The sequence below is a fragment of the Paenibacillus sp. CB74 genome (assembly GCF_055687625.1).
Window position 1 is genome coordinate 5,576,354 of sequence record NZ_CM146009.1, and the last position, 14,590, is coordinate 5,590,943.

The 14,590-nt window shown below is 51.9% G+C and carries 7 protein-coding genes; all 7 read left to right on the forward strand.

Annotation, left to right across the window (positions count from 1 at the left end):
- Positions 1 to 32: 32 nt before the first annotated feature.
- A complete protein-coding gene (locus ACX9NY_RS24680) occupies positions 33 to 1,082 on the forward strand; it encodes an ABC transporter substrate-binding protein (RefSeq protein WP_339257939.1) in 1,050 nt (349 codons plus the stop codon).
- Between the two features lie 270 nt (positions 1,083 to 1,352).
- Positions 1,353 to 2,213 carry an alpha/beta hydrolase gene (locus ACX9NY_RS24685; RefSeq protein WP_472475636.1) on the forward strand — a complete coding sequence of 287 codons (861 nt, stop codon included), beginning with the start codon at positions 1,353 to 1,355 and terminating at the stop codon, positions 2,211 to 2,213.
- Between the two features lie 63 nt (positions 2,214 to 2,276).
- Positions 2,277 to 3,062 (forward strand): 2,3-dihydro-2,3-dihydroxybenzoate dehydrogenase, encoded by a 786-nt coding sequence (locus ACX9NY_RS24690; RefSeq protein ID WP_472475638.1) that lies wholly within the window; start codon positions 2,277 to 2,279, stop codon positions 3,060 to 3,062.
- Positions 3,063 to 3,088: 26 nt separating this feature from the next.
- Positions 3,089 to 4,432, forward strand: a complete 1,344-nt coding sequence (gene dhbC / locus ACX9NY_RS24695) for an isochorismate synthase DhbC (RefSeq protein WP_472475640.1) — start codon at positions 3,089 to 3,091, stop codon at positions 4,430 to 4,432.
- 3 nt (positions 4,433 to 4,435) lie between these two features.
- Entirely contained in the window at positions 4,436 to 6,052 is a 1,617-nt protein-coding gene (locus tag ACX9NY_RS24700; RefSeq protein ID WP_472475642.1) for a (2,3-dihydroxybenzoyl)adenylate synthase, read from the forward strand.
- A 295-nt stretch (positions 6,053 to 6,347) separates the two neighbouring features.
- Positions 6,348 to 7,346 (forward strand): isochorismatase family protein, encoded by a 999-nt coding sequence (locus ACX9NY_RS24705; RefSeq protein WP_472475644.1) that lies wholly within the window; start codon positions 6,348 to 6,350, stop codon positions 7,344 to 7,346.
- A 14-nt stretch (positions 7,347 to 7,360) separates the two neighbouring features.
- A complete protein-coding gene (locus ACX9NY_RS24710) occupies positions 7,361 to 14,587 on the forward strand; it encodes an amino acid adenylation domain-containing protein (protein ID WP_472475646.1) in 7,227 nt (2,408 codons plus the stop codon).
- Positions 14,588 to 14,590: the final 3 nt, after the last annotated feature.

The following is a 14,590-nucleotide window of genomic DNA, read 5'->3' on the forward strand; positions in this document are numbered from 1 at the left end:
AATGAGAATGTTTATCAAGGGGGATATCACACATGTTTCACTATATCAAAAACATCGGACAACGTTCCGTTGGTAACCAATTCCGCAGTGCCCGGCTCTCAGCTCTGATTCTACTCATGTTAATGACAGGACTGTTGTCCGCCTGTGGCGCAGCATCCGAGAATACAGGATCGGCCCAAGCAGAGCAGCCCACAACGGAAACTTCAAACCCGGCTTCAACCGAGACAGTTGCAGAGGAAGAACATGGGAAAGAAACAGCTGGTGAACGCACCGTAAAAGACGATCTGGGACATGATGTGATTGTTCCAGCGAAGACTGAACGCGTATTTGCGCCATATCTGGAAGATTCCCTGTTAACCCTTGGTGTTAAGCCGGTAGCCCAATGGGCAAGTGGTACAAAAGGACACGTCTATCTCCAGGATCAGCTCAGTGATGTGCCTACACTTGATTTCTCCAGTGGGTTACCTTCACCTGAAGCGTTGATGTCGTATAAACCTGACTTTATTATTTTACATACGGCCCAATATGCCGAGAACGGGGTGTACGAAAGTTATTCCAAGATCGCACCGACCTACGTATTTACGAATGCTTCGGGTGATGTAGAGAAGTCTTTGCAGGTCATTGGTGATCTGCTGGGCAAAACGGCTGAAGCCGAAAAAGCCATTGAAACCTACCATGCCAAGGTTGAGTCAGCCAAAGCTGAGCTGGCGAAAGTAGCCGAAGGCAAAAAAGCAGCCATTATCCGTTTTGCCCCGCGTGGCATCAGCATGATGGGTGGCAACTACTTCAGCGGTTACGTCGTATATGAACAGCTGGGACTTGGTAAGCCTGCATTGGTCGAGTCGGAGAACAGTGCTATTGTATCCACTGAGATATTACCAGAGATTGATGCCGATTTTATTTTCACCGTGGAACAGGGCCCGGGTAGTATGAAGGAAATGACCGAAACCAACGTATGGAACAGTATGCCTGCGGTAAAAGCAGGGCATGTGTACGCTGTCGAGCCAGCTCCGTGGCTGGGCGGTGGATTGATCGCATACGGTCATGTCATCGATGATACGCTCAAAGCGTTAACGCAATAATTGGAGAAGTACAACTCCCTTTGGAGTGTCGGAAGCCGGATGTTAGTCCAGTGTTTCGGATACACCATGAGGGAGTTTTTTTCGATTGAAACGTGAACTTGATATGACATAAATATGGAAATATGGAGATAATCAAAATGATTTCTGGATATCGTCCATGGGACAGCCGCATTCACTCTTTTATAATTGGTAATGAGAATCAATCTCATATAAAGATGCAGTTCAGTATTCAACTTATATAAGCAGAACAACGAGGAGGACCCATCCGTAATGACGTTTCAGCCCAACCTAACTGTTCCTGGCACCCTGGAGCACATCGCACGCAGTACCATTCAGATCCCGAACGCCGAACAATGGACCATGAAATCACGTTCAGGCCACCATGACTATCAGATTATGGTATTCAAGCCTGCCGAACCTCCGCCTCCGTCCGGTTACCCGGTGATTTACCTGCTGGATGCCAATTCCGTATTCGGCACCATGGTGGAAGCCGTTCGTGTGCAGGGACGCAGACCGGAGAAGACAGGATCGGTCCCAGCAATTGTTGTGGGCATCGGGTACCCGATCACGGGCCCCTTTTCCTCTCAACGATACTATGACTTTACTCCACAGGCCACGACTGAATATACCACCAAGTCCGATGGTACACCTCTTCCGGAACAAGGAGGTGCTGATGAATTCTTACGTTTTATTGAAGAAGAACTGAAACCGGATATGGAGCAGCAGTTTCGGATTAATCAAGATAGACAGGCTATATTTGGTCATTCACTCGGTGGGTTGTTCGTGATCCATGCGTTGTTCACGAAGCCAGAGGCTTTTCGATATTACATTGCAGGCAGTCCCTCACTGCACTGGAATCAGAAGGTTATGCAGGCTGAGGAACAGGAATTTGTCGCAAGGCTGGAACAGCAGCCGGTGAACGTCAGGGTATGGATTGGTATGGGAGAACAGGAAAAGACCCACCCGGCTCGTAACAATAATAAGGCATCCAGTCTTACGGAACGCTTATCCGCATTGAAGCATCCGGGGCTGGATATCGCATACACCGAGTTCGAAGAAGAGAATCATGTCTCGGTATTGCCATTTTTGATTAGTCGTACGATGCGTTTTGCCTGTAGTCCGGAGTCATAGAAGGTTGGAATGAGGAAGTTTTTAGGGGAGAACACAGCTATAGGCAGTATGGGAGGTATACGAGTGAGCTACACAGGAATCGATGGAACAGTGGCCGTGGTCACTGGTGCTGCGCAAGGGATTGGTGAAGCAGTGGCGAGGTTGCTTGCACAGAATGGCGCGATCGTTGCACTGGTGGATCGACAGGATAATTCGCTTAATCAGCTTGTCACCGATCTACGCAGTCATGGCCATCAGGCAACAGCCCATGTTGCTGATATATCGGATCGTCAAGCCGTTGAGGATACTGTTCAACAGATCGAAGAGACGGTTGGCCCTATTGGCATTCTGGTGAATGCTGCGGGTGTGCTGTACACAGGGGCAGTTAGGGAGCTGACAGATGAGGAATGGATGAGGACGTTTGACGTAAATACACACGGTGTATTTTACATGTCGCGTGCAGTAGTAAGAAATATGGCTGAACGCAGGACGGGTGCGGTGGTTACCGTGGGTTCGAATGCTGCTGGTGTTCCGCGAATGTATATGTCTGCCTACGCTGCTTCCAAAGCCGCTTCGACCATCTTCACCAAATGTCTGGCTCTGGAATACGCGGATCAGCATATTCGCTGCAATATTGTCTCTCCAGGTTCAACGGATACGCCAATGCAGCGAGCCATGTGGCAAGATGAACATGGCGCTGAGGCGGTTATTGCAGGCTCACCGCAAACCTTCCGTCTGGGCATACCGCTGAACAGGATGGCATTGCCCGAGGATATCGCGGATGCGGTGGTCTATCTGGTATCGTATCAAGCCAGACATATAACGATGCACGATCTGTGTGTGGATGGAGGCGCCACACTTGGTGCCTGAATCAAGAGATAAGGAGATGATGAATCATGTCAAAAGCGGGTACGGTCACTGTAACTTCCGCCATACACCTTCTGGAGCAATATCGAGAGGGGACGTCCTTTTTCTGGTCTTCACCGCAACATACCTTGCTCGCGCAAGGAGAACGGGTTCGTTGGTCTCCGCTGCATACGGAGCACGCAATTCAATCAGATCTCAGCAATTCTGCTGTAGTTATGGAACATAAATATAAGGAAGAGATACATCTTTTCATAGACGGTATTCAACAGCTTATGGACAAGGCCAAACAAGCTGGTCAATCGAGCCCGATGGTGGTTGGCGCCATTCCATTTGATCCGCTGGATGCTGCTGCTGAGTTATATGTACCTGAGACGGTGCAGTGGGCTGAATCGTTACCCCCGGAATCACGTGCATTAATTCAAAAGCTGCCAGCAGCCGTAAGCTGTGAAGTTGTTGAGGTTCCTGCGGGGGAAGTGTATGAACAAAGTGTAGACAACGTATTGGTTGACCTGAACCAGCGTGATCTCCACAAGGTCGTGTTATCCCGTACGCTTGAGGTGACTTCACAGACCCTCGTGGACACGTATCAATTGCTGCGTAATCTGTTCAGGGACAACACACATGGATATACATTTGCGGTACCAATGAGAGGCCAAACCCAGTTAGAAAGTACTATAACAACGAATGAAAGACAATACAAACTAGACGGACACATTGAAAATAAAACGAGTCGCACCTTCATCGGGGCAAGCCCGGAACTGTTGGTTACCCGCAAAGGAATAAATGTACGAGCCAATCCACTGGCAGGCTCTGCACCCCGGAGTGAAGATCTAGCAGAAGATCGCCGCCGTGCAGAGGCACTGCTGGCCTCAGCCAAAGATCGTCATGAGCATGCCGTAGTCATTGAAGCAGTTGCGGAGGCGTTACGTCCATTATGCCGACAACTATCCGTTCCAGCAGAACCTTCGCTGATTCAGACGCGCACGATGTGGCATTTATCTACCGAAATACACGGGGAGCTGGCGGACGCGGCCACAACATCACTGGAGCTCGCTTTGGCTCTTCATCCCACACCCGCTATCTGTGGAACACCTGTACAGGCTGCGCGGACAGCTATTAAGCAACAGGAGCCATTCGACCGGGGATTATTTACGGGAATGGTGGGCTGGTGCGACAGTGAAGGCGATGGCGAGTGGGCTGTAACGATCCGATGTGCTGAAGTGGAAGGCACAGCTGTGAAATTGTTCGCGGGAGCAGGCATTGTAGCAGGATCTACGGCAGAAGCAGAGCTGGCAGAGACTGCTGCCAAGTTCAGAACGATGCTGCTTGCGATGGGGTTGGATTCGAATGTATCGATTCAGAAGGAGGAATGAACAATGCTGCCAGGATATCAGGCTTGGCCTGAGGAAGTTGCAGAACGTTATCGGCAGGAGGGATGCTGGGAAGGGATTACGTTTGGAGAGATGCTCCGTCAGCGTGGTGATCTATATGGCAATCGGGTAGCCGTTATTAGCGGGGAACAACACCTCACCTATGCAGAACTGGATGAACGGGTGGATCGATTGGCATCCGGCTTATATGCCAAAGGTATACGGCAGCATGACCGAGTTATTATACAGCTGCCTAATATGACTGCGTTTGTTGAAGCATGTTTTGCTTTATTCCGCATCGGTGCACTGCCTGTATTTGCTCTTCCCTTGCATCGAAAGAGCGAAATCACCTATTTCGCTCGTTTCTCTGAGGCCGTAGCATACCTGATCCCGGATCAGGATGGCGGATTTGATTATCGCACTCTGGCAGAGGAGGTACAGGCAGCGGTGCCGGGACTTCGACATATTTTCGTGGCGGGAGAAGCGGGGCCGTTTACAGCCTTAGAAGATGTCTATGCAGAACCTGTCACACTGCCGGATGCACCGACATCTTCCGATGTTGCTTTTCTACAGTTGTCGGGTGGAAGCACCGGATTATCCAAGATGATCCCACGTACTCATGATGATTACATTTACAGTTTGCGAAGAAGTGTCGAGGTATGTGGCCTCAGTCCCGAGAGTGTCTATCTGGCTGCACTACCAGTAGCACATAACTATCCAATGAGCTCACCCGGCATTCTGGGCACATTGTATGCAGGTGGCACGATTGTGTTGTCTCGGGGATCAAGCCCGGATGAGGCCTTTCCGCTCATCATGTGCCATCAGGTAACGATCACGGCTTTGGTGCCGCCGCTGGCTCTCGTCTGGCTCAATGCAGCGGCTGCCCGTGGGATCGAGCTTCCGTCGCTCCAGGTTCTTCAAGTGGGAGGAGCCAAATTCAGTGCAGAGGTAGCGGCACGCGTCAAACCGATTCTTGGCTGTACATTACAGCAGGTATTTGGCATGGCCGAAGGGCTGGTGAACTACACACGTCTCGACGATTCCGAGTATGTCATTACCCACACACAAGGTAAACCAATGTCTCCTTATGACGAGCTGAGGATTGTGGATGACGAAGACGTTGAGGTGGAGCAGGGACAAGCCGGACACCTGTTGACACGTGGACCCTATACCATACGTGGTTATTACAAAGCGGAGGAACATAACGCCAGATCATTTACGACCGACGGTTTCTATCGCACAGGCGATATCGCGAGTCTGACGGCTGACGGATATCTCGTTGTGGAAGGGCGGGCGAAGGATCAGATTAACCGTGGCGGGGATAAAGTGGCTGCCGAGGAAGTGGAAAATCACCTGCTGGCCCATCCTGGCGTGCATGATGCAGCATTGGTATCCATGCCCGATGAGTATCTGGGCGAACGCTCTTGCGCATTTATTGTGCCAAGCGGTGAAGCTCCGGGGGTGGCCGAGATCAAGTCTTTTCTACGCAATCGGGGACTGGCCAGTTATAAAATTCCGGACCGGATTGAGTGGGTAGACACTTTTCCGAAGACACAAGTAGGCAAGGTCAGCAAAAAAGCATTACGTGAGATGTTGACCATCGGGCAACCTGTTTCTAAATAAGAATTCTCAATCACGTTGCACTGTATCGGTTGAACTAACCATTTACACAAGAACGTAGAGGGCAGAAATAACCTGAAGAAGCGAAGCGTTCGCCCAAAAGCTTTCTGCAAGAAAGCTACATCGGAAGCATACGCTATCACCGGATTTCCACCTTTGTAAAATTGAATAAAAAAATCTGGGGGTAACAGCGATCGGAAGATTATTCTGTCATCGGAGTGGCAAGTGTAAACATTCTTTAATTCAACTGATATGGCTGAACGTGATCTGATCAATAAAGCTGAAAAGAGGGATATTCATGGCACTTCCAGTGATTCAACCATATGCAATGCCTGTAGCGTCGGAGCTTCCGGTCAACAAGGTATCCTGGACCCCGGATGCGAAGCGTGCAGTACTTTTGATCCACGACATGCAGAACTATTTCATGAATGCATTTACGGCGGGAGCATCCCCGGCGGTAGAGCTGATTGATCATATTGCACAACTTCGTTCAACGTGTCATGAACTAGGGATTCCCGCGGTCTACTCGGCACAACCGGGTGGGCAGACACCGGAGCAGCGCGGACTACAGCTGGACTTCTGGGGTGCAGGGATCGATGGCGGACCTGTGCAAAAAGAAATTGTTGAATCGCTTGCACCCGCTCCACAGGACATCTTTATGACCAAATGGCGCTACAGCGCCTTCCAGAAGACAGAACTGCTTGAATTGATGGAGCGGCAGGGCCGGGATCAATTGATGGTTTGCGGCATATATGCGCATATCGGATGTCTGATGACGTCAAGTGAGGCATTCATGCGAGACATTCAGGCGTTTCTGATTGCCGATGCGGTTGCTGATTTTTCAGCGGAAAAACATCGTATGGCGCTGACGTACGCGGCAGAGCGATGTGCGGTAACACTAACGACCGAACGTTCGATTGCGTTGCTGAATGCATCAGCCTCAACCAGAATTGGAGAGGAAGTTACGTCCGAGGTGCAGCAGCAATCAGCATCCACCGCGGAGATTGGGTCTGTCGAGCAAGGACGAGAAGCCGTTGATCATGCAAGGTTGGTAGCATTACGAGCTCAGATTGGCGATCTGTTACAGGAGCAGTCCGATTCCATTGGGGAGCATGACGATCTGATTCAGAACTGGGGAATGGATTCCATTCGCATGATGAGTCTGGCTGAACGTTTTCGCGCGGAAGGAGCAGAGGTTACCTTTGTTGATCTGGCGGAGCAGCCTACACTGGCCGCTTGGGCAAGACTCCTTGATCATGTCCAACCGAAAGTACTGCCGAACGGAGACTACTTTTGAGCGGGGCGGTGCAGATGTCGCATCGTCGGAACACAGCTTGGCCTTTATCTTCTGCACAGTCGGGCATCTGGTATGCCCAACAGTTGAATCCGGACAACCCGATGTACAACACGGCCGAGTATGTGGTTATTGAAGGTCAGATCCATATGGGACGATTAGAGGAGAGTGTACGCCAGACCGTGATGGAGGCCGAATCGCTGAATATGGTATATGGCGAAAATGAGCAAGGCCCGTGGCAATGTCTGCGCACCAATAGGAATGATTGGACATTCCATGTCATGGATGTTCGTAATCAGGCTGATCCTCATATGGCTGCGCTCAACTGGATGAAGCAGGATCTGGCACGGCCTGTTGATCTGGCAGTTGGTCCACTCTTCACAGAAGCCCTGTTCCGGGTGAGCGAAGATCGGTATTACTGGTACCAGCGCATTCACCATATTGCGATTGATGGGTACGGCGTATCCCTGATCACACGCAGGGTTGCCAGCTTGTACTCTGCAAGCTTTCAGGGAGAGAGTGCGGGACAGATACAGGGAACGGCAGCGTTTGGATCACTGACTTCTGTTCTGGAAGAAGATGAAGCGTACTCAACCTCCACCAGTCGGGAGCAGGATCAGCAGTTTTGGATCGAACGATTCGCGGATGCACCGGATGTGGTCAGTCTGGGTGAACGCTCTTCACGTACATCCACCGAGTTCTTACGACAGAGTGCGGTCTTCACGCCGTCACAACGGGAGCAATTGCAAGCAGCAGCGGGAAGGTTCGGTGCGACTTGGCCGGATCTGTGTGTAGCGGCAACAGCGGTCTATGTGCAGCGAATGACAGGGTCCAACGATGTTGTTCTGGCCTTGCCCGTGATGTGCCGATTGGGTTCTGCATCTCTACGTGTTCCGGGCATGGTCATGAATGTGCTTCCGCTCCGCCTGTACCTGAATTCGCAGATGAACTTGTCTGAATTGATGGGACAGATTGTGAAGGAGATTCGGTCGGTACGCAAACACCAGCGATACCGACATCAGGACCTGCGGCGGGACCTCAAGCTTCTGGGAGAGAATCGGCGTCTGTTTGGACCGATGATCAATGTAATGCCCTTCCATCATGAGTTGAATTTTGCAGGCGCACGCGGCATGATCCATAATCTGTCCACCGGTCCAGTGGATGACCTGTCGATTCATATTGTAGACCAGGGACATGGTCATGGACTGGGTATTTCTTTTGATGCGAACCCTTCGATCTATGTGGATTCGGAACTGCGTAATCATCAGCTTCGTTATGTGCAAATCCTGCAATCCATGATGTCAGAAGGGGCAGAAGACATATCGGTTGGACAGACCAACATTCTGCTCCCTGCCGAACGCGAACAAGTGCTGGAAGGATGGAATCAGACGCAACATGCCGTTGCTGAGTGCAATTCAGCAGCGTTATTCGAGCAGCAGGTTCGGCGTACACCTCTTGCAGATGCAGTGACATTCGAAGGGTCATTGCTAACCTACGCAGAGCTGAACGAGCGTGCCAATCAACTGGCACATGAACTGATACAGACTTACGGAGTAGGGCCTGAGCAGGTAGTTGGCATTGCCATGCCTCGTTCAGTGGAAGTGGTTATCGCGATTGTAGCTGTTCACAAAACAGGAGCAGCCTATCTGCCGCTTGATCCAGATTATCCCCAAGAGCGTCTCATCTACATGTTGGAGGATGCCAAGCCTGCTTGTGTAGTGACGGTGATGAACAACTTCTCTCATATTCCGCAGGCGCCCAGTGTACCGATTCTGGTCATGGATGAACCGGACAGTATACAGGCAGTGAGCGGTCGGTCGGGAAGCAATCCCGAAGATGACGATCTGTCAGGCACGGCTTCTCTGCTCAACCCTGCGTATCTGATCTATACCTCGGGTTCTACCGGTAAACCAAAGGGTGTGGCTGTGACTCATCTTGGATTAGCGAATCTGCTTGAAGATATGAAGACGAGACTACAGGTCGGTCCGCAGGATCGCTGGCTGTCGGTGACCACGATTGCTTTTGACATCTCGGTACTGGAAATCTTCCTGCCTCTGACGACTGGGGCCAGACTGGATATCGCACAAAAGGAAACCATTCTTGATCCGGTAGCACTGGCCAGGAAGATGAGAGAGCAAGAGACGACGATTATGCAGGCTACGCCAACGTTATGGCAGTCTCTGGTTGCGAGCTGCCCGGGAAGGTTCGACGGAGTAACGGTGATTACCGGAGGAGAGGCCTTATCCGAGGAACTGAAGCTTTCGCTGGAGGCGTTGGGGTGTCAGGTCAATAATCAGTACGGGCCAACGGAGACAACCATCTATTCTACAGCTGCATCGCTTAGGAAAGGACATTCAGGCAAACCGTCTATTGGTGGTCCCGTTCGTAACACACAGCTCTATGTGCTGGATCAGAGTATGCAACCTGTCCCTCCGGGTGTAGCAGGGGAATTGTATATCGCAGGAGAGGGACTTGCACGGGGATATTTGGGCAGACCTGATCTGACCGCAGAACGTTTTGTCGCGAGTCCCTTCGGACAGCCGGGCAGTAGAATGTACCGGACAGGAGACTTGGCCAAATGGTTGCCGGACGGTTCCATCGATTATTTGGGACGAGCAGATCATCAGATCAAAATCAGGGGCTTTCGCATTGAACTGGGGGAGATTGAATCCGTCATCTCCAGATATCCGGGTGTAGCACAGGTCACGGTCATGGCACGTGAAGACCAACCTGGGAACCAGCGGTTAGCGGCATATATTGTGGCTGATGCTGAAGATCGTCAAGCTGACATGGATTTGGCTGATATCAGAGCACAGGTAGGTGATGCGTTACCGGATTATATGGTGCCTTCTGCCTTCATGCTGCTTCCAGAGATGCCGCTGACACCGAACAAAAAAATCGATCGCAAACGCCTTCCTGTGCCTGCATTGACAACTAGTGCAAACGGAAGGGAGGCACGTACACCGCAGGAGGAGATCCTATGCAGCCTATTTGCAGAGATTCTGGGTGTAGCTCGCATAGGGATTGATGATGATTTCTTCGAACTGGGTGGACATTCCCTGCTGGCCGGGCGAATTATAGCCCGAGTGCGTGATGTATTCGGAGCTGAATTGTACATCGGCAGTGTGTTTGAATCTCCGACAGCGGCAGGGCTTGCCCGAAAGCTGGATCAGGCGAAGTCCGTCAGACCCGTTATTCAACCTGTTCCGCGTGCGGGTGAGATTCCGCTTTCCTTTGCCCAGCGACGGTTATGGTTCCTCTATTGCCTTGAGGGGCCTAATCCCACCTACAATATTCCGTTGGTTGCACGGTTGACCGGGAAGCTGGATGTGGACGCTCTCCGAAACGCTCTGCAAGATATTGTTGCCCGTCACGAGACGCTGCGCACATTGTATCCGCCAGATCTGGGTTCGGCGAGCCAGCATATCCTTCCTGCATCAGAGGTGACGGTGAATATGAAGCTCACCCGGGCTTCGTCTGAGAAACTGCCCGAGCTGCTGGCAGAAGCGTCACGTTACAGCTTCGAGCTTAGTACCGAGCCGGGTATACGCGCAGAATTGTTCCATACGGATGCGGATGAACATGCATTGCTGTTGCTGATTCATCACATTGCAGGGGACGGATGGTCCTTATCAAGGCTCATCCTGGACTTGTCGGAGGCCTATACTGCTCGTCTGCGTGGGTCCGCTCCGGCTTGGGAGCCGCTACGCATTCAGTATGCAGATTATGCGGTGTGGCAGGAGAGCCTGCTTGGGGATGAGAAGCGGCAGGACAGTCTGATCGCGAGGCAGTTAGCGTTCTGGACTGATCGGCTAGCAGGATTGCCAGAACAAATCACGTTCCCGGCAGACTATGCCCGTCCAGTTGCGTCCAGTTACCGAGGCGGATCGGTGCCGTTTACGATCAGTCAACGTCTGCATGAGCAACTTGCGATAGTTGCCCGTGAGCATAAAGTCAGTCTGTTTATGCTTCTGCACTCCGCGTTATCTGTGCTGCTTACTCGAATGGGTGCAGGGACGGATATTGCGATAGGTACACCGATTGCCGGACGGAGTGACGATGCGCTGGATGATGTCGTGGGGATGTTCATCAATACGCTTGTTCTGCGTACAGACACCTCGGGCGATCCTACTTTCCGAGAGCTATTGGCCCGCGTGCGGGATGCAGATCTTGCGGCTTATGAACATCAGGATTTACCGTTTGAACGGCTGGTCGAAGTGCTGAATCCGCCCCGATCTCGTTCCAAACATCCACTCTTTCAGGTGATGCTGGTGCTTCAAAACACGCCAGATGTTCGTCTTGACCTGCCAGGTGTTGAAGCGGAGACTCGCATCCACGGTTTGGGTTCATCCAAATTCGATCTCACACTTGAACTGACGGAGAAACGGGAGCAGAACGGACTTCCAGCCGGAATTGAAGGTGTACTGGAGTATAGTACAGATCTCTACCGTGAATCGACTGCTGGAGAGCTGGTGGTTCGGTTAATGCAGGTGCTTGAGGATGCCGTACAGCAGATGGATGAACGCATCAGCAGATTTGACCTGGTTACACCTTCAGAGCATGCCCAGCTTGAGAAGGAATGGATATCTTCACAGGATGAAGGTCCACAGCTGACCATAGCCGAGCGTTTTGAAGTGCAGGCAGCCGCTCACCCCAGTTCGGTTGCCCTCCATTGTGAGGATATCCGTATGACTTACAGGGAGCTGAATGCACGGGCTAATCGATTGGCCAGACTGTTGATCGCAGAAGGTGCTGGGCCGGAACAGATGGTGGCTTTAGCCTTACCTCGATCGGTAGAGATGGTCGTAGCCATTCTTGCTGTACTCAAAACGGGCGCTGCCTATCTGCCCTTGGACCCGCATTATCCGGCAGACCGTTTAACGCATATGCTGACGGACGCAGCGCCGAAAGTGTTGATTACAAGTACAGATGTATACGCCCTGCTGCCGCAGATGGCGAATATTGAATGTATCAACATGGACGATCTGCATACCCAGGGGCAATTGGAATCCATGGATGAGCGAAACCCGGCAGACCATGAACGGAACGGACGGGTAACTCCGCTGAGCCCGGCTTACATGATCTATACCTCAGGTTCAACAGGGAAACCCAAAGGTGTCGTGATTCCACATGCGAATGTCATCCGGTTATTGGATGCTACGCAGCACTGGTTCCTTTTTGACGAGAGCGATGTGTGGACGTTGTTCCATTCCTATGCGTTTGACTTCTCCGTGTGGGAAATCTGGGGTCCTCTGTTGTATGGAGGCAGCTTGGTTGTTGTTCCCCATGAGATTAGCCGCTCACCTGGAGCGTTCCTGCGACTGCTCGCCGAAAAGAAGGTAACCGTACTGAACCAGACGCCATCTGCATTCTACCAACTGATGCAGGCTGACAGGGAAAATCCGGTCTGGGGACAGCAATTTGCGCTCCGCTATGTGATCTTTGGAGGCGAGGCACTGGAGCTGGGACGTTTGGATGACTGGTATGAACGCCATGCGGATGACGCTCCAAGACTCATCAATATGTATGGTATTACGGAAACAACGGTTCATGTCAGCTACAAGGAACTGCACGCGGGCAGCGCTGCAGAAGGCGTAAGCAGCTGGATTGGCTACGCTATTCCAGACCTGCGCGTTTATGTGTTGGATGATGATCTGAAGCCTGTACCGACAGGTGTAACTGGAGAGATGTATGTGGCCGGAGCCGGTCTGGCACGTGGATATTGGGGACGACCAGATCTCACGGCAGAGCGATTCGTCGCTGATCCTTATGGGCCACCAGGCACGCGAATGTATCGTACGGGCGACTTGGCCAAACGTCTGCATGACGGGTCGCTTGATTATCTGGGACGAGCAGATCAACAGGTGAAAATCCGCGGGTTCCGCATTGAGCTTGGCGAGATTGAGGCTGTACTGGCAAAACATCCGAGCGTGGCTCAGGCTGCTGTTATCGTTCGTGAAGACCAGCCGGGAGATAAGCGTCTTGCCGCTTATATTGTTCCTGCATCGGACAATGAAGCGGAACTGGAAACGCCTGCGTTACGCCGACATGCGGCAGCGAGCCTTCCGGATTATATGGTTCCGTCTGCGGTTGTTTGGATGCACATCCTGCCACTTACGCCAAATGGCAAGCTGGATCGTAAAGCGTTGCCTGCACCAGAGATGCAATGTTCGGTTGATGGCCGAGCACCGCGCAATCCGCAGGAGCAGATTCTCTGTGATCTGTTTGCCGAAGTATTGGGATTGCGGAGTGTGAGTATTGATGACAGCTTCTTCGAACTGGGTGGTCATTCGCTGCTTGCGGTGCGCCTGATGAGTCGAATTCGTGAAGCGATGGGCAAGGAGCCGGGCATCGGCATTCTGTTCGAGACCGCCACGGTGGCTGGTCTGGCCGAGCGATTGGAGATGGGTGCCGATTCCGGGAAAAGCTCGCTTCAAGTGTTGTTACCGCTGAGGACTCATGGGCAGCATCCGCCTGTATTCTGTGTGCATCCGGCGGGAGGACTCAGTTGGTGTTATGCCGGGTTGATGAAACACTTGGGTATGGAGTATCCGCTGTACGGGTTGCAGGCAAGAGGGATTGCCGAGTATGAGGTGCTCCCGTCAACACTGGAGGATATGACAGCGGATTACATCCGTCACATCAGGTCTGTGCAGCCCGAAGGCCCTTATCGTTTGCTTGGCTGGTCACTGGGCGGCAACGTGGCACAGGCTATGGCCGTGCAGCTTCAGTCTGAAGGAGAGGAAGTAGAGTTTCTGGCCATGCTGGATGCGTATCCGAGTCACTATCTGCCTATTCGCGGGGAACCAGATGAGGAAGAAGCTTTAACGGCATTGCTTGCACTTGGCGGATATGATCCGGACAGTATTGGGGATGGGCCGCTGGATATGGCAACAGCGATGCGTATTCTTCGTAGCGAAGGCAGTGCACTTGCAAGTTTAGATGAAGAGACGATCATGAAGCTGCGGAAAACCTATGAAAATTCCGTCCGGATCTTGGGGGCTTACACGCCATCCCGATTCGAAGGTGACCTGATCTTCTTCCGTTCTACCATTATCCCCGACTGGTTCGATCCGATTGAACCCGAGATGTGGAATGCATTCATTGGAGGCCAATTGGAACGTCATGATATTGCCTGTCGTCACAAAGATCTTTGTCAGCCGGGGCCATTGGAGGAAATTTGCCGTACCCTGTCCATCCGGCTGGAGATGCTGAACAAGAATCGTAACATTCAACACAAATAGGAG

Coding starts and splice junctions, on each gene's coding strand:
- ACX9NY_RS24680 (WP_339257939.1), top strand. CDS start 33: ATGTTTCACTATATCAAAAACATCGGACAACGTTCCGTTGGTAACCAA.
- ACX9NY_RS24685 (WP_472475636.1), top strand. CDS start 1,353: ATGACGTTTCAGCCCAACCTAACTGTTCCTGGCACCCTGGAGCACATC.
- dhbC (WP_472475640.1), top strand. CDS start 3,089: ATGTCAAAAGCGGGTACGGTCACTGTAACTTCCGCCATACACCTTCTG.
- ACX9NY_RS24700 (WP_472475642.1), top strand. CDS start 4,436: ATGCTGCCAGGATATCAGGCTTGGCCTGAGGAAGTTGCAGAACGTTAT.
- ACX9NY_RS24705 (WP_472475644.1), top strand. CDS start 6,348: ATGGCACTTCCAGTGATTCAACCATATGCAATGCCTGTAGCGTCGGAG.
- ACX9NY_RS24710 (WP_472475646.1), top strand. CDS start 7,361: ATGTCGCATCGTCGGAACACAGCTTGGCCTTTATCTTCTGCACAGTCG.